The 20,533-nt window shown below is 56.2% G+C and carries 19 protein-coding genes; 5 read left to right on the top strand and 14 right to left on the bottom strand.

Annotated elements, in window-relative coordinates:
• Window positions 1-51: 51 nt before the first annotated feature.
• The 13 genes from C4F51_RS16170 to C4F51_RS16110 form a co-directional block, all read right to left on the bottom strand.
• Window positions 52-471 (bottom strand): DUF6524 family protein, encoded by a 420-nt coding sequence (locus C4F51_RS16170; RefSeq protein WP_193911559.1) that lies wholly within the window; start codon window positions 469-471, stop codon window positions 52-54.
• A gap of 25 nt (window positions 472-496) precedes the next feature.
• Window positions 497-796, bottom strand: coding sequence for a DUF2288 domain-containing protein (locus tag C4F51_RS16165; protein ID WP_193911557.1), 300 nt, complete (start codon window positions 794-796; stop codon window positions 497-499).
• Window positions 797-850: 54 nt separating this feature from the next.
• Window positions 851-1,462, bottom strand: a complete 612-nt coding sequence (locus tag C4F51_RS16160) for a flavin prenyltransferase UbiX (RefSeq protein WP_193911555.1) — start codon at window positions 1,460-1,462, stop codon at window positions 851-853.
• Between the two features lie 17 nt (window positions 1,463-1,479).
• The gene (gene mpl / locus C4F51_RS16155) at window positions 1,480-2,850 is read right to left on the bottom strand and encodes a UDP-N-acetylmuramate:L-alanyl-gamma-D-glutamyl-meso-diaminopimelate ligase (RefSeq protein ID WP_193911553.1); all 1,371 of its coding nucleotides are present in this window, start codon (window positions 2,848-2,850) and stop codon (window positions 1,480-1,482) included.
• Between the two features lie 196 nt (window positions 2,851-3,046).
• Window positions 3,047-3,685, bottom strand: coding sequence for an RpiB/LacA/LacB family sugar-phosphate isomerase (locus tag C4F51_RS16150; RefSeq protein WP_193911551.1), 639 nt, complete (start codon window positions 3,683-3,685; stop codon window positions 3,047-3,049).
• Between the two features lie 189 nt (window positions 3,686-3,874).
• A complete protein-coding gene (locus C4F51_RS16145) occupies window positions 3,875-4,150 on the bottom strand; it encodes a DUF3325 domain-containing protein (RefSeq protein ID WP_193911549.1) in 276 nt (91 codons plus the stop codon).
• Window positions 4,150-5,733: a PepSY-associated TM helix domain-containing protein gene (locus C4F51_RS16140; protein ID WP_193911547.1), complete on the bottom strand. Its 1,584-nt coding sequence runs from the start codon at window positions 5,731-5,733 to the stop codon at window positions 4,150-4,152. The genes C4F51_RS16145 and C4F51_RS16140 overlap by 1 nt, the downstream gene beginning before the upstream one ends.
• On the bottom strand, window positions 5,730-5,993 hold the full coding sequence (locus C4F51_RS16135; RefSeq protein ID WP_193911545.1) for an iron transporter: 264 nt from the start codon (window positions 5,991-5,993) through the stop codon (window positions 5,730-5,732). Before C4F51_RS16135 ends, C4F51_RS16140 begins: the two co-directional genes overlap by 4 nt.
• Before the next feature lie 8 nt (window positions 5,994-6,001).
• The gene (locus C4F51_RS16130; RefSeq protein WP_193911543.1) at window positions 6,002-8,470 is read right to left on the bottom strand and encodes a TonB-dependent receptor domain-containing protein; all 2,469 of its coding nucleotides are present in this window, start codon (window positions 8,468-8,470) and stop codon (window positions 6,002-6,004) included.
• Between the two features lie 111 nt (window positions 8,471-8,581).
• Complete coding sequence (locus C4F51_RS16125) at window positions 8,582-9,541, bottom strand: FecR domain-containing protein (protein ID WP_193911541.1); 960 nt, start codon at window positions 9,539-9,541, stop codon at window positions 8,582-8,584.
• 3 nt (window positions 9,542-9,544) lie between these two features.
• A complete protein-coding gene (locus C4F51_RS16120; protein ID WP_193911539.1) occupies window positions 9,545-10,048 on the bottom strand; it encodes a sigma-70 family RNA polymerase sigma factor in 504 nt (167 codons plus the stop codon).
• Window positions 10,049-10,270: 222 nt separating this feature from the next.
• Window positions 10,271-12,046: a GNAT family N-acyltransferase gene (locus tag C4F51_RS16115; protein WP_193911537.1), complete on the bottom strand. Its 1,776-nt coding sequence runs from the start codon at window positions 12,044-12,046 to the stop codon at window positions 10,271-10,273.
• A gap of 116 nt (window positions 12,047-12,162) precedes the next feature.
• A complete protein-coding gene (locus C4F51_RS16110) occupies window positions 12,163-13,332 on the bottom strand; it encodes a hypothetical protein (RefSeq protein ID WP_193911534.1) in 1,170 nt (389 codons plus the stop codon).
• Between the two features lie 444 nt (window positions 13,333-13,776).
• Between C4F51_RS16110 and serB the strand changes: the two genes are divergently transcribed.
• Complete coding sequence (gene serB / locus C4F51_RS16105) at window positions 13,777-14,991, top strand: phosphoserine phosphatase SerB (protein ID WP_328701404.1); 1,215 nt, start codon at window positions 13,777-13,779, stop codon at window positions 14,989-14,991.
• Between the two features lie 3 nt (window positions 14,992-14,994).
• Here serB and C4F51_RS16100 read toward each other — a convergent pair whose 3' ends face one another.
• Window positions 14,995-16,194: a DUF3530 family protein gene (locus C4F51_RS16100; protein WP_193911530.1), complete on the bottom strand. Its 1,200-nt coding sequence runs from the start codon at window positions 16,192-16,194 to the stop codon at window positions 14,995-14,997.
• Window positions 16,195-16,307: 113 nt separating this feature from the next.
• Here C4F51_RS16100 and rpe point away from each other — a divergent pair, with 113 nt between their 5' ends.
• The 4 genes from rpe (at window position 16,308) to trpD (ending at window position 20,481) form a co-directional block, all read left to right on the top strand.
• Window positions 16,308-16,988 carry a ribulose-phosphate 3-epimerase gene (gene rpe, locus C4F51_RS16095; RefSeq protein ID WP_193911528.1) on the top strand — a complete coding sequence of 227 codons (681 nt, stop codon included), beginning with the start codon at window positions 16,308-16,310 and terminating at the stop codon, window positions 16,986-16,988.
• 300 nt (window positions 16,989-17,288) lie between these two features.
• The gene (trpE, locus tag C4F51_RS16090) at window positions 17,289-18,770 is read left to right on the top strand and encodes an anthranilate synthase component I (protein WP_193911526.1); all 1,482 of its coding nucleotides are present in this window, start codon (window positions 17,289-17,291) and stop codon (window positions 18,768-18,770) included.
• Window positions 18,767-19,351 carry an anthranilate synthase component II gene (locus C4F51_RS16085; RefSeq protein WP_193911524.1) on the top strand — a complete coding sequence of 195 codons (585 nt, stop codon included), beginning with the start codon at window positions 18,767-18,769 and terminating at the stop codon, window positions 19,349-19,351. Before trpE ends, C4F51_RS16085 begins: the two co-directional genes overlap by 4 nt.
• A 98-nt stretch (window positions 19,352-19,449) precedes the next feature.
• Window positions 19,450-20,481, top strand: a complete 1,032-nt coding sequence (gene trpD, locus C4F51_RS16080) for an anthranilate phosphoribosyltransferase (protein WP_193911522.1) — start codon at window positions 19,450-19,452, stop codon at window positions 20,479-20,481.
• Window positions 20,482-20,533: the final 52 nt, after the last annotated feature.

Below are 20,533 nucleotides of genomic sequence, written 5' to 3'. Positions count from 1 at the left end.
ATTAAATTCGGATTGCTGACCCGCCATTCGGGTCAGCGAAATGCACCGCTATCAGGTGCGGTCATCCACATCATCCATATCCACTTGCCCGGAAATTGCGCGGCGGATAATGGACCAGCACATGCCTACCGTGAGTAGTATCGCCAGCAAAATTTCTGAAACCCAGGCGATGGATGAGTAGCGATCCATATCCAGCCAGCCCCAGTACACCAGCAGCCAGACAAAACACGCGAGAAACGCACCGGCTAATAGCAAACCGGCAAAGCCGAGTGAGCGCAGGGTTGCGTTGAGGTAAACCACCCAGCCAATGAGCAAGCCCAAACCGGCGATGGCAATGTAGGGCGTGAGGTTTGACCAGTTTTCGGCAACCCAGTGGTAATAGGATTTTCCGGTAGGGTTATAGGTGGCGAGAATTAATAACAAAGCAAAAACAAAACGCAGGGCAATTCCGGACAGCGAGATGTGTTTCATAGAAGTTTCCGTAGCAAAAAAACAGTCAATGGGTTTGACGTTGTTGTACCAATACCCAGGGCTTGATCACCACCGCCCATACCAGTGCATCCTGCTCAAACCATTGTGCGGCTTGCTGGTCGCTTACCACATCAACCTTGCCGGCTTCCATCCAGGCTTTCAGACAAATGGCATCGTCCTGCGCGAGGGTGTGGGCAACGTCCAGCAAATCCAGCGAAGTATCCACGGCAATGGCCTGGCCGGCGGCGAAAAAACGTTGCAGTTCCCGCCAGGGAATTTGTGCAGTTTCCTGTAACAATTGTGTTTGCAAATCAGCGTTGGTCATGTTGGTTTATCGAGGATCCGTTAAAAAATAAAAAAGTAATGGCTGGCGCGGTTATTAATCTTCGCCCCAGCGGGGGAGCAAATCCTGTTCTACACCCAGTTGATCAAGAATGCGGGCCACTACAAAATCGACCAGCTCTTCAATGGTTTGTGGCTGCATATAAAAGCCGGGGCTGGCCGGTAATACGATAGCGCCCATTTGCGTCAACTTGAGCATATTTTCCAGGTGAATGGCTGAATAAGGCGTTTCTCGTGGCACCACAATTAATTTGCGGCGCTCTTTCAGCGCAACATCGGCGGCGCGTTCAATCAGGTTGTTGCTGGCGCCGTGCGCAATGGCAGACAGCGAACCGCCGCTGGCCGGGCATATCACCATTGCCGAGGGCGAGCTGGAGCCGGAGGCGACCGGTGAGAACCAGTCATCGCGGCCAAACAATTGCAGCTGTTCATCCGATGCGCTGTAGCGCTGGCATAACATGGCTTGCTGCGCTTCGAGGGTGTCGGGCAAATCCAGATCGGTCTCGGTGCGAATCACCACTTCGGCGGCAGAAGAAAGCAGTAAATACACCCGGTAATCTGCCGCCAGTAAACATTGCAGCAGGCGCAAACCGTATTGCGCGCCGGAAGCGCCGGTCATCGCCAGAGTGATGGTGCGAATGTCACGCATTGCTTGTCTCCCGGTCATTAGAGTGAATGCACTTGCAGCTGATGAATCAGTTTTTGATGCACACCACCAAAACCGCCGTTGCTCATGATCACCATATGCGTTGGGCCTTCGGCCAGCGCCAGGGCGCAGTGAATCAGTTCATCCAGGTCGCGCAGCAGTTTCGATGGCACCGGGCTGTGGTTGACCACATCGTCCAGCGCCCAGTCAACATTGGCCGGTTGAAACCAGAGCACCGCATCGGCATCGGTACACGCGAGGCCGAGGTTGTCTTTGTGTACACCCATGCGCATGGTGTTGGAGCGGGGTTCGATGATGGCGATAATTTTTTCGCCGCCCACTTTGGCGCGCAGCCCGGCGAGCGTGGTTTTGATGGCGGTGGGGTGGTGGGCAAAATCATCGTAAACGCGAATGCCGTGCACATCGGCGAGGCATTCCATGCGCCGTTTTACGCCTTCAAAGGCGGCCAGTGCATCAGCGGTTATCGATGGCGTTACACCCACATGACGCGCGGCAATCATCGCCGCCAGCCCGTTACTGACGTTGTGGTGGCCGGTTTGTTGCCAGTGCACCGTGGCTGCCGGTTCGCCGTTGTGCAGCACCCGGAAGGATGAGCCATCGGCACTTAATAATTCTGCCACCCACTCGCCGCTGTCATCCTGCACACCAAAGCGCTGTGTGGGCGTCCAGCAACCCTGGTCGAGCACTTGCTGCAGCGCTTCGTCATTGGCGGGTGCGACTATCAGACCATTGCCCGGCACCGTGCGCACCAGATGGTGGAACTGGCGTTGAATCGCCGCCAGGTCGGGGAAGATGTCGGCGTGGTCAAATTCGAGGTTGTTGAGAATCAGCGTGCGCGGCTGGTAGTGAACAAACTTGGAGCGCTTGTCGAAAAAGGCACTGTCGTATTCATCGGCTTCCACCACGAAAAACGGCGTATCGCCAAGGCGCGCCGAGGTGGGAAAATTGCGGGTAACGCCGCCGATCAAATAACCCGGCGCCATACCGGCGTAGTCGAGAATCCAGGCCAGCATACTCGCGGTGGAGGTTTTGCCGTGCGTACCGGCAACGGCCAATACCCAGCGACCAGGTAATACATGATCGCGCAGCCACTGCGGGCCGGAGGTGTAGGGAATATTATTGTCGAGCACATATTCCACCGCCGGGTTGCCACGGCTCATGGCATTGCCAATAACCACCAGGTCCGGTGCCGGTTGCAAATGCGCCGGGGCAAAGCCCTGCATCAATTCAATACCGGCTTGTTCGAGCTGGGTGCTCATGGGCGGATAAACGTTGGTATCGCTGCCGGTTACCCGATGGCCGAGTGCTTTGGCCAGTTGCGCCAGGCTACCCATAAAGGTGCCGCAGATCCCCAGAATATGAATATGCATAACAGAAAATCCTCACAGAATGGGCGCGAGCTTAACACTTCAACAGATTTGCCAAAAGCGATGGCTTAACGGGCCGGGACGAGGTTGGCGAAGCCTGAATAGCGAAGAATAGTCGATGGTGTGCGGGAAAATAACCGAAGGCGAAGAAAATACAAAAAGCGGGGGATGCTGCCGGTGGAACCGGCAGCAACAAGGCTTACTTGCCCAGAACTTCTTTAACAAAGGCGGTGATGCTGGCGTCCTGGCTGTTTTCAAAGAAACAGGCCTGGAAGCGCTCACCGGAAACGGCGGTTTTTACAATTTCCGGATCTATCGCACGCAAACCATCCAGATAGTTTTTGGCAGTGGCTTCTTTAACCTGGGTGAGAATGCCGGCGTTACGCACCTGGGATTCACGACGCTCTGACGGGTAACCCTGGCCGCGCACGCCGGTGAAGGCTTTTTCGAAAATGGTGCGAATGTTCAGCTCGGCACCCCAACCAAAACCTTTGGCGAAGGGCAGTGCCAGCGCGTTACCGTTATTGACCTGGGCGAACAGGTAAGCGTCGGTAGGCTCGATGCAGTAACCGCAGAATACGCCCGGGTGTGCGTTCAGGGACATCATTGCGCCCTGGCCGGTACCACAACCACTGACAACAAAATCGACCGCTTTGGAGTTCAGCAACAAGCTGGCAATAACGCCCAGGTGAATGTAGGTGAGGTAATGATCGTTGTCATCGCTCATGCCTACGTTAAACACGCTGTGTTGCTTCTCGGCAGCGACTTCCTGCAACTGCTGCAACACGATCGCGTTTTTGGACGCCTGGCTGAATTCGTTCATTAATGCGATTTTCATGGTTGATACTCTCTAGTCAACAAGGTGGGAAAAACGGTAGTGCTCGTTTTCACAGGCTCTTTGGCGCTGTTTTCAGAGGTTGCCCCCGGAATCTGGCTCCGGTTTGACAGGACAGGGATGATACATGGCATGCACCGGTAAATGAAGGGAGTGGCCGGTTTTCCGGGAAAACCGTGACGCTGCACCTGCCTACCCGGCATTGCTGCGCCAGGTTAATAACAGTGCGGTAACCATTCCTGCCAGCGTCAATGCCCCGGTCCAGACAACCATGCCCACGGCCCAGCCATCTCGCCACATGCTCAACGCCAGTGCCAGGGCGAGGCAGCCAATCCCGGCGCACCGCCACAGGTGGCTGGCAGATGCGTTAACGGGAGTAATGCCCAGTTGCCGCTGATGGCGTTCCATCGCGGCTGCCAGCGCCATAAAACCCAGAGAACACAGAAGAAAAATCAGCAACAGCAGCATCAGGGTAAACCCCGCAACCGGGTGTCCGGGGTGGGATTTTGCAGCAGAGCGGCTTTGCAAGCTGCCTTTCGGGAAAGGTAAATTGCCAGCAGGGCAAAACCGCCACCGCTCGCCAGCGCGGTCAGGTCAAAACCGGCCATGGCAAGGTCACCTGCAGGCAATGCATAAAGCAAGTGTTGGTCGGTAGTCAGGGCATTGAGCAGCGGTAATAAACCGAAGGCGGCAGCTGCCAGCCATGTTTGCTCTATCCAGGCCCGCGGTAGCGGACGTACAAACGGGTGCAGCAGCAAGGCCGCCCAGCTGATAAACAGGATGTGCGCCTCCCAATCTGCCCTGCCAGCGAAGCCGACCGGCAGCAAACGATTGGCCCAGAAGTAGAGGGCGATGGCACAGGGCAAGCCGAGAATAATGCCCACATTCAGGTGTTCTACCAGGTGCAATCCACGGTGGTGGTCGGCGCTGCCTTTTCGTGCCAGTTTTTGCTGGCGTTTGCGAGTCCACAGCACCAGCCCGGTAGCAATCATGGCGCTGCCCAGCAACCCGGAACCAAAATAAAGCCAGCGTAATACCGGCCCGGCGAACAGGCCTTCATGCAATCCGAGAAACACTTCCGAAACAGCCTGGGTATAAAAACGGCTCGCTGGCTGCCATTCCAGTAACTCACCGCTGGTGCCGGAAAAACGCAGCGATTCATTGCTGCGCAAAGGGCTATTGGCCAGTTGGCCAAGGTGAACTTCTGCGTTGGCATCGCCTGGCAAGTACACCACGATAGAGCGGATATTACCTTCGCCCCAGCGCGCTTCTGCCTGTTCCAGCAAGGGTGCAAGGTTGGTTAATGGCTGAGGTTGCCCGCTGCGCGCCGGCATTTCGCTCTGCTGTAAAAAGTCCTCGTAAAAGCCATTGATGCCGCCTTCATCTTCACCGTAATGCGCATGAATGATGAATGGCATCAGGGTGGTGGCGAAAAACAGCAGGCCGGAATAGGTAATCATCAGGTGAAAGGGGAGTGCCATCACCCCGGAAATATTATGCGCATCCAGCCACGAGCGCTGGCCTTTGCCGGGGCGAAAGGTGAAGAAATCAGCAAAGATTTTTTTGTGCACAATAATGCCGGTGACCAACCCGATCAGCATCACCAGGGTGGCAAAGCCGACCAGCAGGGTTGCGGGTAGCGAAGGTAAATAATGCAACCGCCAGTGCATGCGGTACAGCAGCTGGCCGCCACCGGTTGCTCTGGGGGTGACCAGTGGCGTGCCATCGCTGACGCTCAGCAATTGGTCTTGCCAGGGGCCGTCCGCTCGCCAGGCCACATCCAGATAAGGGGTATCCCGGTGGGTTGGCAGTTCGATATACCATTGGTTGGCATCCGCCGCCTGGCGGTTGAGAAAATGCAGGGCCGCCGAGGTGGCGTCGAGCGTTCCGCTGCGTGTGGCCGGGGGCAATTCGGGTTGCATCCAGCGGTCAATTTCAATATCGAAATAACCCGGCGTGCCGGTGAGAAAAATAAAGTACAGCAAGCTGCCGAATATAAGCCCGGTCCAGGTGTGCAGCCAGGACATACTTTGACGAAAACTGTTTTTCAAAATATCAGCTCCCGTACCGCAATCAGCAACGCCGCGGGAATGCCAATCCATAACATACCGGCCAGCGCCCGCCAGCCATTCGGCGCTGCGAATGCCCAGAGAATTGCAGCAACATAGACGGCGAAGCTGAGTAATAGCGCCGTGACGGTATTGCTGATTCGCGTCAGCGGCAGCCACAGAGTAAGCGCAAGGGGAAGCAGGTTGGCGAGTGCATAGCCGCCCACAAGGGCGGCCAACAGTCGTAACGACAGATGATTCATAGCCGGACTCAGAACATCACTTTGACATTAACGCCGACATTCCGCTCGTCACCCGGGTTGCCGTAATGAATACCGGCACCACCACCGTTTTCATCGTAGGTCAGGTAGTAGTCTTCATTGAACAGGTTTTCTGCAAAGGCGCTGATTTCCCAGCGCGCTGTGCGGTAGCCGGCTTGCAGGTTGGCAATAATGTAAGCGTCCAGTTTTTCCTGGGGTGGTACACCGAAGCTGGCCAAACGGCTGGCGGTGTATTTGGCATCGGCACTAATATGGAAGCCGTTGCTGAACAGATACTCGCCACCCAGCGACAAGCTCCATTCCGGCGCATCCGGGAAGGGTTTGCCGGTCAGGTCGCCATACTGAAAGTGGCTGAAGTCCAGAAACTCGCTGTTGAGATAGCCGAGTGACGAGAACAGCGAGAGCGGTGCTGATACTTGCCAGCGGGACTCCACCTCCACACCCCAGGTGCGCGAAGAGGCTGCGTTGGTTACTTCCCGGTAGAAAGGATCTTCGGGGCGCAACCGCATCTCTACCTGCTGGTCGTTGAATTCGGTGAGGAAAATATTAACGTTCAGCTGTACGCCCTGGTCGGGTAATTGGCCTTTGTAAAACAGCTCATAGCTGTCGGCGCTTTCCGGATCGTAGGTGTAGTACTGCCCGGTGGAAGGGTTCAAACCATGGTGGCCGGCACGGAACCCCTGGGAGTAAGTGATACCGGCAACATGATATTCACTCAAATCTTTCGATAAGCCGACTTTGGGAACAAAGTTGGATTCATCAAATTTGACCCGGTAATCGGCTATTACGATCGGGTCAGCGGTGAGCGGTTGTCTGCGCAGGCTAAGCCCCCAGGCTTCGGTTTCGGCATCATCCAGGCGGCCGCCCAGGGTCGCTTTCCAGGTCGGTTGAAATTCCCAGGTGACTTCACCAAAGACGGCGAGGTTGGTACTTTTCTGGCCGGTATCACCGCGCTGGTTACGCAAATTCATCAGCGTGGTATCTACCCAGTTGTCGTATTTCTCGCGGCTGGCGAACACCCCGGCCACCCAGCGGAAATCACCCGCTTCATAGTTCAGGCGAAATTCCTGGGTGAGCAATTGGTTTTTAATTTCACCGGCGATTTTATTAATTTCCCCGGGCGTTCCCTCGTTCACCGAGGGGCGCTCGGTGGTGGAGCGGTTGACCCCGGTGAGGGAGGTAAAGCGCAGCGCGGGAGAAAATTCGTGGGTAATGTCCAGGCCGGTGTTGTTGACGCGAATCGAGCGGATTTCCACATACTCGGGAATGTTCCAGTCGCCGCGGCGGTCTTTCATGCCGAAGCCGTCACCGGTGCCGATAATGCGCTGGTTGGGGCGGTCGCTGGCGTAGGAGTGGCTCAGCAAGATGGCGGTATCCGGTAGTGCAGTGGGGGTGATCAGCGCCTTGCCGCGCAGGTTGTAATACTCATCGGTATCCAGGTCATCAATGCGCTTGTATTGCTGGAAGGTGGGGTAGTTCACCGGCGCGTCCTGACGTTCAAACTCGCCGGCAATGCGAATCGCCAGTTGCTCGCTGATCGGGGTGTTGACCATCAATGCGGTGTTCAGCAGATTTCGCGAACCGCCGGTCAGCGACACTTCGGCTTGCTGTTGCGCCACCGGGTCTTTCGATTTGATATAAATAGCGCCGCCCATCGCCGCACGTCCGCTCAAGGTGGATTGCGGGCCGCGATAGACTTCAACCTGTTCCACATCCCAAAGCCCTTTGGCTCCGCGCCGTGTGGCATCCCGCGATTGCAAAATTCCGTCGATATACAGTGAGGAAATAGGCTGGCCGGCGGGAACAAAACCTTCCGAACTTAGCCCCCGAATCACAAAGCCGCTGTCGGCGTAGGCGTTATCGTTGACATTGGCCAGTTGCCGGAAGGCTTCGCGGAAACTGCGTATCTGCCCCTTGGCAATATCCTCGGCGGTGACAATGCCGACCGAGGCGCTGGAGTTATTCAGTGAGTTGGTGTCCTTGGCGCCGTAGAGCGTTGCGCTGATATTGACGGCTGCCAGGCGCGGTGCCGCACCTTGCGGACGCAGGGCATAACCATTGCCGGCATTCACCGGCACATAACCGCTGTCGGCCAGCAACCGGTCAAAGCCCTGTTGCACGCTGTATTGCCCTTGCAAGCCGGAGCTGCGAACGTCTGATAATGGCGCCGGATCAAACGATAAAGGGATGCCAGCTGTGGCCGCAAACTGCGCCAGTACATCACTCAATTTGCCTGCGGGAATATGGTAATCGCGCTGGCCGCTCGGGTAGCTGACCTCATTGGCCAGTACCGGGGCGGGCAGCAAGGTGGCAGCCGGGATGCCGACAAGGACACAGCTGATAACGAACGCCAGCTGGCCACGTTTGAAGCCTGGCGCCGAACGGCGCTGCCGGAGTAACAGGGATTTGACGCTTTTTGCGCGGGCAAACAGCAGGAAACCCGGGTGCCTGAATACCATGTGTGTGTACCTTTTGCTCGGTGTGGTTGGGGGTGTGCGGGCGTGTCTTGTGCACGCATTCAACCGCTATACCGAACGAGCGGAAAAAAGGTATCACCGAAAATAATTTTTTTAGCGCGGATGCAGGCGAATCCAGTAAGGCCCCAGGGTTTGCACATCTACCGGCAAACTTTGCTCCAGCAATGTCAGGCTGCCGGGAATGTCTTGCAAGGAAAACGCGCCGGATACGACCAACCCGGCAATAGCCGGGTCGTAATGCAGCAGGCCGGGGTGGTAGCGCGAAAGCTCTGCCACCAATACACCCAGCGGCATGTCGCGTGCGAGCAACATCCCTTGTTCCCAGGCGGCGGTGTGGTTGTCTACCGGCATGACCGTTTGCAGGGTGTGCATTGAAAACAATGCCTGTTCGCCTGCTTGCAGGCGGGCAGATTGCTCTGCCTGGTGCGGGTAGATGTCTACCGCGCCCTCAAATACGGCCAGCCGGGTGAGGGTTGTGCTTTGCTGGTAAAGACTGAACCGGGTGCCGACCGGGCGAACGTCGCCCTGTGCGGTTTGCACAATAAAGGGGCGCGGTTGCTGGCCACTGTCATGGCCGGTGGTGATCAATATCTCGCCACCTATTAAAACAAGCCGTCGCTCGCTGGCGGTAAATCTTACATTCACGGCGCTGGCGGTATTCAATACCAGCCGGGTTCCGTCGGCCAGCTCGACCGTTTTTTGCTCTCCAACCCCGGTACGAAAATCGGCCCGCCATTCCTGCCAGGGCGCATAGCGCCAGCCCAACCAGGTTACTGGCGCCAGCAAAGCCAGTAGTGACAGGTTGCGCAGCGTGCGTCGCCGGCCCGGGTTTTCCAGCCGTTCCAAAGCGCTCGATGCCGCTCGGGGTGGGAGTTGCCGGAAGCTGTCGAGAATTTTCTCTGCCCGTTGCCAGGCGGCTTCATGAATACTGCTGCGCTGTCGCCATTCTGCCAGTGCCTGCAGGTCGGCATCTCCGGACTGCAGGGCAACCAGCCAATCCGCGGCTTCCTGAAGGATGGCCAGATCACTGTTGTCAGACAAGCGCCGGGTCATTGTTCACTCCAGGGTGAGGCAGGCAAGGAAGGCACTGCGCATATGTCGCTTTACGGTAATCAGTGAACAGCCGGTCTGTTTGGCAATCTGCGGGTAGGTAAGGCCATCCAGCTGTGCCAGCAAAAAAATCCGGCGGGTGCGCACCGGCAAATTGCGCAACATGGCTTCGATGAGATACAGGCTTTCCAGTACCAGTGCGGCTGTCTCGGGGGAGGGCACTTCCGGCTCCGGCAGATGCGCCAGCGTTTCCCGCCAGGCGCGCTCCACGTCCTGGCGTCGCCAATGATCAATCACCAGTCCCTTGGCAATGTGGGTGAGCAGGGCGCGGGACTCGTCACCGGCACGCAGCGCAGCACGGCGCCCAATCAGGCGCACAAAGGTATCCTGGGCAAGGTCGGCAGCATCACTGGCATTGCCCAGTTTGCGCTGTAGCCAGCAATACAGCCAGGAGTGGTGGTTGGTGTACAGCAGGTGGATTTGCCCGTTTGCACTGTCAGTGGCTGACACAGTAGCCCTCCGGTCGGCGCCGATATCGCAGGATGCTTAAAGGAAATGAGAATTGTTTTTATTCTACGGGTTTCGAGGTGCTGGTGACAATCTTGCTGTGGTTAACGTGAGCGGGAAACCGCTTTGTTGTGGCGCAGGCGGGGGAGCGGTTATGCAGGGAGTGCGCGGGCAGGGTGGCAAACCTGCGGTGTGGATCTCACCGCAGGTGATCGAAATGCCGGGTCAAACCGGCAGTGCTTGTGCAATTACCGCTGGCGGTTGATGGGCAGGCACCGGCTGGTCTTCTGTACTGCTCAGGTAACGTTGGCGCTTTTCGGTTTTCATCATGGTCAGGTCACCCATAAACAAACCATCAATGCACTGACCAAAATCGGAATCCACACTGAACGCCAGCAACTGATAACCACCGTCTTCATAAAGCGCGGCATATTGTTTGAACAGGGTCGGTACCTTGTGGCCTTTTTCATGAAACTGCCGCTGCATTTCTGCGAAGGCCTGGTGCCGCTCCAGTTGCGCGAAGCGGGTTTTAAAGCTGGCCAGCAATTCCGTGGAAATCAAATGCGGGTGACGACCGGTAACGCGGCTGTCCATGGGTTGGTAATAGCGCTGGTAGTAATACACCAGCAAATCGCGCAACACCATCGGGTAGCTGGCGCTCATGCTTACCGGGCCAATCACGTAGCGGATATGCGGGTGATGCCGCAGCCAGGCGCCCAGCCCTTGCCAGAGATATTCAAGGCTGGCTTTGCCCCAGTAAGCCGGGTTTACAAAACTTCGCCCCAGTTCAATTGCCTGCGGTAAAAATTGCAGCGCGCCTTCGCGATAATGAAACAGGTTGGCGGTGTAGAGGGCATCCATACCGCGCTGTTGCAAAATGTCACCGCACACGCCGAGGCGGTAAGCACCGGCGATGGCCAGTTTGTCATCGTCCCACAACACCAGGTGCTGATAGTAGTGATCGTACTTGTCGAGATCGCGGCGGCTGCCGGTGCCTTCACCCACCATGCGGAAGGCAATTTCGCGCAGGCGGCCAATTTCTTTCATGACCGTGGGGTGCTGGTCGTACTGGCATAAATAAATGCGGTGCTTGTCGCGGGTGCTGCCGAGTTGCTGCGCGCTTTTCAGTTCCTTGCGCAGCTGTCCGCAATCTTCCGGGTGGGCGATGGTTTTTTCGCTGACAAATAGCGCCTGTTTGCCTTTGCCAATTTTATAAACGTGTTTTTTCAATCGCTTGATCAGCGCCGGGTCTGACAGATGATCCGACGCCAGTGCTTGCGCCGGAATCACTTCGCCAATACGAAAACGAATATCCGCCGAGCGCTTGTTAAACATCTCGTTAGCCAGCAGTGCCGTGGCGAGCGGTTTGAAAATAAACGAGGCGCTGTAGAAGAGCAGTGAATTGCGAGCGCCGATAAAAACCGGCAATACCGGCGCAGCGCTTTTGCGCGCCAGCCGTAAAAAACCGGATTGCCATTTGCCATCGCGAATGCCGCGTGTACCGGCGCGTGATACTTCGCCAGCCGGGAATACAATCACCGCTTGCTGTTGATCCAGCGCCTGCAAGATGTGTTTGTAACTGCGCAGATAACCGGTGCGGGTCATGTTATCCAGCGGTAAAAAAAGATCTTCCAATTGCCCGAATGCCAGCAGCATATCGTTGGCAATAATTTTGATGTCCTGTCGCACTTCGCTAACCAGTCGCAGCAGTGCCAGGCCATCCAGTGAGCCGATGGGGTGGTTGGCAATAATGACCACTTTGCCGGTGGCGGGAATATTGTCCCGCTCGCGGCGCGATACGCTGTAGCTCACATGAAAGTAATCAAAAATGCGGTCAATAAAATCAAGCCCGCGAGCCTGTCCGTGCTCTTGCAGGAAGTGATTGATTTCGGTTTCGCGGGATAATTTTCGTAGCAGCGCGAGTGCCGGTTTGCGGATCAGCGGGGAGCGATTGGCAAGCGCCGGATAACGGCTGGTAACCGCACGTTCAATGTCTAGCATGGGGAAATCCTCTGCGGAGATTACCGCAGAGGTTATGGCTGTAATATGTCAATCCGGTGACAGGCTGGCAGCAAAGCGCGCAACTTTTTTCACCGGACGGGTAAAGGCGGTGTTTTTTAGTGGCCGGCAGCCGGGTGGCCTGACAGCTGGTTTTCCTGGCGCTGTAACAGGTCGTGGTAGGGCGGTAAAAAGGTGAGCAATTTCCCGCTGGTAATTTCTACATCCACCCGCTCTTGCAGCTCATCGGTCACCAGGCCGTGCTCAAGCAAGGTTTCGCCTTTACCCGGTTGCAAGCCTTGCTGCTGGTCGGCAATAAATGCCTGAAATAGCGAGGCTTTGGCTGCTTCTTCCGGCGTTTGAGTGGGGGTGAGCGTTGCGGTCAATTGCAAGCGCGGGCTGTTGGAGCGGGCGCAAACGCCGTGTAGCAAACGTGCACAGCAGAGCGCGCGAAATGTGCACTCCAGCGGGTGGTCGCTGATGAAATCAATCACCAGCGTATCGTCCTGAAACCAGCGGCGTTTGCCGTCGTGCAGCAGAACAATTTCCTGCAATTGCCGGTCAAAACGGCGTAGCAAATTGCTGAAACCTTCGCTATTCAGTTGCTGGTAAAGGCGGTTGATGTTGACCAGTTTTACGGTTAACCGCACCGCTCGCAAGGGCGGTGGCGGCGGTTCTGCCACCACCGGTTCCGGCTCTGGCGGCGCTTCCGGAATGGTCGGCAGTGTATCGACTACAGTGCGCATCAGGTTGCCAGGTGACGGCAGTTGGTCGCGCAGATTTTTCCACCATTGCAATTGAATGGACCACCAGATCATCATCAGCGCAAACAGCACCGCGACCAGCCAGATCACCAGAAATTGTTTGTCCATCGGCGTATAGCGGGGCACTTCCAGCGTAACCTGCAAATAACCGGCAACGTTGTTATGCACCGCAATAGCAGCCGTGAAATGGTAGCGTTTGCCGTTCACGCCCTGATCGGGGCGATGGCCGTTTTGTACCAGCAGCTGATTTTCTACGTTGTGCACCGTGGCGCCGACCACCCGTGGGTAGCGGCTGATTTCCTGCAAGATGGCCTGCAAGCTGACCAGATCCTGGGTCAGGGTGGCGTCTACCGCTTGCGAGGCGGCGCTTTGGGCCAGAGTTTGCCCGTACTGTTGAATATATTGCTGCTGATGACGTGCGCTGTGGGTGAGGTACAACAGGCTGCCAAGCAAACCCAGCCCGGCAATTAATAACGTGCACAGGCTCAACTGGGGGTAATTGCGGTAAAGGTGTAATAACGACATAAGGAGTTAGTTATTGTCCATTCAAAAAGCCGGGTAACGATTGCTGATAGCCGACCGGTTATCACCGGGGCTGCCAGCGGAATATCAAAAGGTGAAAGGCGCAGAGAGCGCAGGATGTCCGGTGGAGCCTGGTTACACGTTGCAACAGCCTCCAGGTTGCCTTCTGTCCGGTTGGGCATTATGCCGATCGGTAAAAGACAATCCGTCCTGTCGCGCCAAAGAACCACAGGGTAATCCGTATTCTAGCCTAAGGCGTTGCTGAAAAAACAAACCGCATCCAAAAATGGCTGCTCGCGGCGTTTGAATCGCGTTCTTTTGTGGAGATTGTGCGTTGTAGCGTCCAGCAAGGTTCAGCCCTGTCACAGTTTAGGCTAGAATGCCGCCCTTCCTTGTCCTGGCCACCGACTGCGGCGGCTACCCGTTGCGGCCCAACAGAGAATGACTGTGAGAGAAATTCTTTTAATCAATGCTTTTGGCGATGACAAACCCGGGATCACCTCGGCCATTACCCGTATTCTTGCCGATCAGGGCGCCAATATTCTCGATCTTGGCCAAGCCGTTATTCACGCCACCCTGGCGCTGGGTATTCTGGTAGAGCTGGATGTTGAAGCCTCCGGCCGTGAAGCCTTGCTGGAGCGCATTCGTGTGGCGGCGGCCGAGGTGGATATTCAGGTGCGCTTCAAGCCGGTAACCGAAGACAGTTACGAGCAGTGGGTTGACCAGCAGGGCAAGCCCCGTCATATCGTCACCCTATTGTCGCGTCGGGTAACGGCCGTGCAAATTGCCGAGTTGACCACCATTACCGCCCGTCACGGGTTGAACATTGATTCCATTACCCGTCTTTCCGGCCGTATTCCGCTCAATGCGCTGCAAGCGCACAGCAATGCCTGCATCGAGTTTTCGGTGCGCGGTTTGCCATCGGACACCGCTGCCTTGCGTGCCGATTTTATGGAGTTGTCTACCCGCCTTGAAATTGATATCGCCTTCCAGCTCGATACGGTGTACCGCCGTAACCGCCGTCTGGTGTGTTTTGATATGGATTCCACGTTGATTGAAGCCGAAGTGATTGACGAGCTGGCCAAAGCGGCCGGTGTGGGCGAGCAGGTGTCGGAAATTACCGAAGCGGCGATGCGTGGCGAGCTGGACTTCAAACAAAGTTTCGCCCGCCGTATGGCGTTGCTGGAAGGTTTGGACGAATCCGTGCTGGCTGGCATCGCCGCTAATTTGCGCCTTACCGAAGGGGCAGAAAAACTGATTTTCAGTTTGAAAAAACTGGGCTACAAAACCGCCATTCTCTCCGGCGGGTTCAACTATTTTGGTCGTTATCTGCAACAGCGTCTCGGTATTGATTATGTCTATGCCAACGAGCTGGATATTGTCGATGGCAAGGTCACCGGCAAGGTAGTTGGCACCGTCGTTGACGGCCAGCGCAAAGCCGAGTTACTTGCGATGCTGGCAGAAAAAGAAGGCATCGCGCTGGAACAGGTTATCGCCGTGGGCGATGGTGCCAATGACTTGCCGATGCTGAGTGTGGCCGGTTTGGGTATTGCCTTCCGTGCCAAGCCGCTGGTGAAAGCGTCAGCCGAACACGCTATTTCCCTGCTCGGGCTGGACGCTATTTTGTATTTGATGGGCTTCCGCGATCGCGACCGTCTGTAATGGCTATTGCGCCTGTCCGTTGCCGTTGGCAGCGGGCAGGCGAGTCAAAAATCCTCTGATTCTCTCCACCCAGTAATGACGCTCCTCATCCAGCTCGGTAAAGGCGGGCGCTGCCAATAGCAGTTGCCGGTAGGCCGGGTGTTTTTGACGTTTCGCCGAAGCTTGCTGCCAACGCCGGACTTCCCGCGTGCGGCTGGTTTCCGGTTGTAGAAATACATCCAGCACTGGCCAGGTGTAATCGCGAAAAAACGCATCCCGCTCATCGGGTGAGCGATTGTCCGCCGGTGACGTATTCAGCAGCACCAGGGCGCGCAAGATTTGTTGTTGCATCATCAATTGTTGGGTGAGTAACGGCAGTATTTCGCTGGCGTGATGGTTTTCGATAACCAGGATCGGCGCAATGCCTTCCTGTTGTTGCAGCCAGCTGGTTAATGCCGCAAGGCGCAGTTGCAGTGCTTCGGCTCTCGCTTCTTCGGGTGATATGATCGGCTCTTCTTCCGCAACGGCAGGCGCTTCTGCGCTGCTGTCCGCTGGTGTTTCTGCCGGAGTATCCCCTTCGGCGCCCTCGCTATTTGCTTCCTCGGCGGCTGCGTCCTGGGTGGTTTCCGCAGCCGGAGGCGTAGTTTCTTCGGTGGTTTCTTCTTCGCTTGCCGCTTCATCATCGGCGGCGGTTTCTGCATCGCCGGTTTCGCTAACCGGTGCCGGTTGCGGGCGCGGATCACCGGCGGGCGGTGCCGGCGGCAACTGGTCGGGAATGGCAAAGGCGAGGCTGGCCCAGCCGGAGGCAGGCAAATGCCGACGCAAACTTTCCAGCGTGGTCGGCAATCCTGCGGGTGCTACCGCCGGGTGCAAAATCACCAGCAGCCCACGGGTTTCTTCCTGCGCGGACGGTTGGTAGAGCGCAATCAGGCTGGCTTCATCACCGAGTTGAATAGCTTCAAAGGTCTTTTCTTTTTTCAGCAGGGTGTTGTCCCGCACACTGACTGGCACGGCCGGTTCGGGCGGCGTTTCCACAACCGGCTCAGCTTCCGGTGGGCTGTCTTCGTCAGTGGTTTCGGTTTGCCCGGCATATTCCGGGGCGGCATCGGCAGGCGTTTCGGCGGTTGCCGGGGCTGGCTGAGGCGCCGTTTGCTGCGCCAGCGCGGCGGGGGCCAACAGCGCTGGCGAGAGCAGCCCGGTCAATATGAGGGATAAGTAGCGCATGCCTGATCCTGTTATGGGTTCGCTCGGCGGTGCACGCCAGAGTAAACATTTTTTGCGGTTCCCTGGTATCATACCGGCCAGACAAACCTGTTGTTCAGGTCATCGGGAGTTTTATGAATAACTTTAAACGCGATTACAAAATAGCCCCATCCATTCTTTCTGCCGATTTTGCCCGGTTGGGCGAAGAGGTTAACGCCATTCTCGCCGCCGGTGCCGACATTGTGCATTTCGACGTGATGGACAATCACTATGTGCCCAACCTGACCATTGGCCCCATGGTGTGCAAAGCCTTGCGTAAATTTGGCATCACCGCGCCCATTGATGTGCATTTGATGGTCGAGCCGGTGGATGACATGATCGTCCAGTTCGCTGAAGCCGGTGCCACCTACATTACCTTTCATCCCGAAGCCTCCCGCCATGTGGATCGCTCGCTGCAACTGATTCGCGATCACGGTTGCAAACCCGGCCTGGTGCTGAACCCGGCAGCCACTCTGGACTCCATCAAATACGTGGTGGATCAACTGGATATGCTGTTGCTGATGTCGGTCAACCCGGGCTTCGGTGGCCAGAAGTTTATCCCTTACATTATGGATAAAGTGCGCGATGCCCGCGCCCTGCTGGATGCCCATGGGGTGGCAACCCGTCTGGAGGTTGATGGCGGTGTCGGTTTGGGCAATGTGCGCGCTCTGGCCGAGGCCGGTGCCGATACCTTTGTGGCCGGTTCAGCCATCTTTAATACCGACGATTATGTACAAACCATCGCCGCGTTTCGCGAGCAATTGGAAGGTCTTTAAGTGTGCACAGAAGACTGATCAGAGGGTATGGTCAGTCTCCTTTTATTTGAGTAAACTTGCGGCCAATGTCCAAGAGGAAACGTCCTGTGTCTCTGTCAGGCTTGCTGATGCAAGGGTTATTTCTACAAGCGTGTGCTGCTCCCGACGCCCGATGGCGTCGCTAGTCTCTTTTGCCTGCTGTTTGCCCGCGCAGACATCGCCAGGCCATCCTCCTGCGCGTCCTGATACTTTTTGCGACGTTGCACATCGACACTAAAATGAGACCTGCCGGGTAACGGCAGTTCACCTGTGGAAACCTATATGACTCCTGAATTATTTGCAGATTTGGCCGGGCAAGGCTACAACCGTATCCCGGTATTGCGCGAAGTGCTGGCCGATATGGACACGCCGCTTTCAACCTATTTAAAGTTGGCGCGGGGTGCCTATTCCTACCTGTTTGAATCGGTTCAAGGCGGCGAAAAATGGGGCCGCTATTCGATGATCGGTTTACCGGCGCGCACCTTGCTCAGAGCCCATGGCGACCGGGTTCAGGTTGAGCGCGACGGCGAGGTTATCGAAACCGTTGAAACCGCCGATGCCCTCACTTTTGTTGAAGCATTCAAAGCGCGCTACCGCGCCCCGGAGTTGCCTGGCTTGCCGCGTTTCAGCGGTGGTCTGGTGGGTTACTTCGCCTACGATTGTGTGCGCTACGTTGAGCCGCATTTGAAAGCCAGTACGCCGAAAGATGTGCTCGGCACGCCGGATATTCTGCTGGCCGTTTCCGATGAAGTGGTGGTGTTTGATAACCTCGCGGGCAAACTGATTCTGGTGGTGCACGCCAACCCGGCGATTGATGATGCCTGGAATCTGGCCAATATGCGGCTGGATGAACTGGAAGCCCGTTTGAAACAACCGGCGCCGGTCTTGCCGCCGCTGAAAATGACCGGCGACAGCGCCACCGAACAGGTGTTTACTTCCCACATGGGCGAAGCCGGCTACAAGGCAGCGGTTGATCGCATCAAGGAATACACACTTTCCGGCGATATTATGCAGGTGGTGCCGTCCCAGCGTTTATCCATTGATTTCACCGCCGAGCCGGTCAACCTTTATCGCGCCTTGCGGTTGTTGAATCCGTCACCTTATATGTATTTCCTGGATATGGGCGACCACCAGGTGGTGGGTTCCAGCCCGGAAATTCTGGCGCGTCTGGAAAATCAGGAAATGACCGTTCGCCCCATCGCCGGTACGCGCCGCCGGGGCAGAACGCCGGAGGAAGATCTGGCGTTGGAGCATGAACTGGTGAACGATCCCAAGGAAATTGCCGAGCATTTAATGCTGATTGACCTGGGCCGTAATGACGTAGGTCGCGTTGCTGAAACCGGCAGTGTGCGGCTCACCGATAAAATGGTGGTAGAGCGCTATTCTCATGTTATGCACATTACCTCCAATGTCACCGGCAAACTCAAAGCCGGGTTGCAGGCGATGGACGTATTGCGTGCAGCGCTGCCAGCCGGAACCCTTTCCGGCGCGCCAAAAATTCGCGCCATGGAAATTATTGACGAGCTGGAATCTGAAAAGCGCGGTATTTATGGTGGCGCGGTTGGCTATATTGCCTGGAACGGTAACATGGACACTGCCATTGCGATCCGTACCGCGGTGATCAAAGACGGTAAATTGTATGTACAGGCGGGTGGCGGTATTGTTGCCGATTCCATCCCTGCGCTCGAGTGGAAAGAAACCATGAACAAAGCGCGCGCTATTTTCCGCGCGGTGGACATGGTGACCGGGGGAGTCCAGTCATGATTCTGATGATCGATAATTACGATTCGTTTACCTACAACGTGGTGCAATACCTCGGTGAATTGGGCGCTGACGTTAAAGTGGTGCGCAACGACGAAATCACCCTGGAAGAAATCGCTGCGCTGGCGCCGCAAAAAATTGTCGTATCGCCCGGCCCTTGCACACCTAACGAAGCCGGTATTTCCATGCAGGCTATCAGCACTTTTGCCGGCAGTATTCCGCTGCTGGGCATTTGTCTGGGGCACCAGAGTATTGGTCAGGTATTCGGCGGCAATGTGGTTCGCGCCGCGCACGTGATGCACGGTAAAACCTCGCCGGTTTATCACCATGGTGTGGGCGTTTTTACCGGGCTCAATAACCCGTTGCAGGTTACCCGTTACCACTCACTGATTATTGAAAAAGAGTCGCTGCCCGATTGCCTCGAAATAACGGCCTGGACGCAGCACGAAGACGGCAGCGTGGCAGAAATTATGGGTGTACGGCATAAAACCCTCGCGGTCGAGGGGGTGCAGTTCCACCCCGAATCTATCCTGACCGAACAAGGTCACGAATTGCTGAACAACTTTTTGCAAGGCGTTCGGTAATCACAAAAAACACCAGGAAGCGCTCTATCATCTTTTCTCAGGAGAATGATCGAGCGCTTGATAGCTGACTAACAGCAACAAAAAAAGGTGACATGGCAATGGATATCAAACAGGCATTAAACAGGCTGGTTTCAGGGATTGATCTGGATACAGAAGAAATGATTAGCGTGATGCGCGATGTGATGACCGGTGTGGCAACACCGGCGCAAATCGGCGCATTTCTGGTGGCCTTGCGCATGAAAGGTGAAACGCTGGATGAAATTACCGGCGCGGCGCTGGTAATGCGTGACCTCGCTGCGGCCGTTGAAATTGATGTTCCCTATCTGGTGGATACTTGCGGCACCGGTGGCGATGGCGCCAACCTGTTTAACGTATCTACCGCCAGTGCTTTTGTCGTAGCCGCCGCCGGCGGACACGTAGCCAAACATGGAAATCGCGGTGTTTCCAGTATGGCCGGTAGCGCCGATGTGCTGGAAGCGGCCGGCATCAAGCTGGACATTGAACCGGAGCAGGTTGCCCGTTGTATTCGTGAGATCGGCGTTGGCTTTATGTTCGCACCGGCACACCACAGTGCTATGCGTTACGCCATTGGGCCGCGCAAGGAATTGGGCCTGCGCACCATTTTTAACATGCTCGGCCCGATGACCAACCCGGCCAATGTGAAGCGTCAGGTGATCGGCGTATTCAACGGCGAACTCTGCAAGCCGATGGTTGAAGTGCTGGCACGTTTGGGCAGCGAGCACGTGATGGTGGTTCACGCCAAAGACGGCCTTGATGAGATCAGCCTTGCTGCGGAAACCCGCGTCGCCGAATTGAAAGATGGTGAAATTCGCGAGTACACCATCAAGCCGGAAGATTTTGGTATTCAAAGCAAAAGTCTGATTGGCCTCAGTGTGTCCAATGCGGAAGATTCGCTGCTGTTAATTCGCGATGCGCTGGGCAATCGCCGTGGTCAATACGCTGAAAAAGCGGCGGACATTATTACCCTGAATGCCGGTGCTGCTATCTACGTTAGCGGCGTGGCTTCAACCTTGGCCGACGGTGTAGAAATGGCGCGCGACGCTATTGGCAGCAGTCTGGCCGGTGAAAAAATTCGTGAGCTGGCAGCATTTACCCAATACCTGGGTTGATGCGGGCAGTTCTAAAATGGTTTATAGCCCTGGCGCTCAACAACGGCGCCAG

Source organism: Cellvibrio polysaccharolyticus (assembly GCF_015182315.1).
Lineage (GTDB): Bacteria > Pseudomonadota > Gammaproteobacteria > Pseudomonadales > Cellvibrionaceae > Cellvibrio > Cellvibrio polysaccharolyticus.
This window is presented reverse-complemented; position numbering and strand designations above follow the sequence as displayed.

What these genes read in the sequence shown, in the direction of transcription:
- C4F51_RS16085 (WP_193911524.1), top strand. Translation starts at nt 18,767, where the DNA reads ATGATTCTGATGATCGATAATTACGATTCGTTTACCTACAACGTGGTG.
- C4F51_RS16110 (WP_193911534.1), bottom strand. Translation starts at nt 13,332, where the DNA reads ATGTCGTTATTACACCTTTACCGCAATTACCCCCAGTTGAGCCTGTGC.
- C4F51_RS16125 (WP_193911541.1), bottom strand. Translation starts at nt 9,541, where the DNA reads ATGACCCGGCGCTTGTCTGACAACAGTGATCTGGCCATCCTTCAGGAA.
- C4F51_RS16145 (WP_193911549.1), bottom strand. Translation starts at nt 4,150, where the DNA reads ATGCTGCTGTTGCTGATTTTTCTTCTGTGTTCTCTGGGTTTTATGGCG.
- C4F51_RS16130 (WP_193911543.1), bottom strand. Translation starts at nt 8,470, where the DNA reads ATGGTATTCAGGCACCCGGGTTTCCTGCTGTTTGCCCGCGCAAAAAGC.
- trpD (WP_193911522.1), top strand. Translation starts at nt 19,450, where the DNA reads ATGGATATCAAACAGGCATTAAACAGGCTGGTTTCAGGGATTGATCTG.
- rpe (WP_193911528.1), top strand. Translation starts at nt 16,308, where the DNA reads ATGAATAACTTTAAACGCGATTACAAAATAGCCCCATCCATTCTTTCT.
- C4F51_RS16115 (WP_193911537.1), bottom strand. Translation starts at nt 12,046, where the DNA reads ATGCTAGACATTGAACGTGCGGTTACCAGCCGTTATCCGGCGCTTGCC.
- C4F51_RS16170 (WP_193911559.1), bottom strand. Translation starts at nt 471, where the DNA reads ATGAAACACATCTCGCTGTCCGGAATTGCCCTGCGTTTTGTTTTTGCT.
- C4F51_RS16135 (WP_193911545.1), bottom strand. Translation starts at nt 5,993, where the DNA reads ATGAATCATCTGTCGTTACGACTGTTGGCCGCCCTTGTGGGCGGCTAT.
- mpl (WP_193911553.1), bottom strand. Translation starts at nt 2,850, where the DNA reads ATGCATATTCATATTCTGGGGATCTGCGGCACCTTTATGGGTAGCCTG.
- C4F51_RS16100 (WP_193911530.1), bottom strand. Translation starts at nt 16,194, where the DNA reads ATGCGCTACTTATCCCTCATATTGACCGGGCTGCTCTCGCCAGCGCTG.
- C4F51_RS16160 (WP_193911555.1), bottom strand. Translation starts at nt 1,462, where the DNA reads ATGCGTGACATTCGCACCATCACTCTGGCGATGACCGGCGCTTCCGGC.
- trpE (WP_193911526.1), top strand. Translation starts at nt 17,289, where the DNA reads ATGACTCCTGAATTATTTGCAGATTTGGCCGGGCAAGGCTACAACCGT.
- C4F51_RS16165 (WP_193911557.1), bottom strand. Translation starts at nt 796, where the DNA reads ATGACCAACGCTGATTTGCAAACACAATTGTTACAGGAAACTGCACAA.
- C4F51_RS16150 (WP_193911551.1), bottom strand. Translation starts at nt 3,685, where the DNA reads ATGAAAATCGCATTAATGAACGAATTCAGCCAGGCGTCCAAAAACGCG.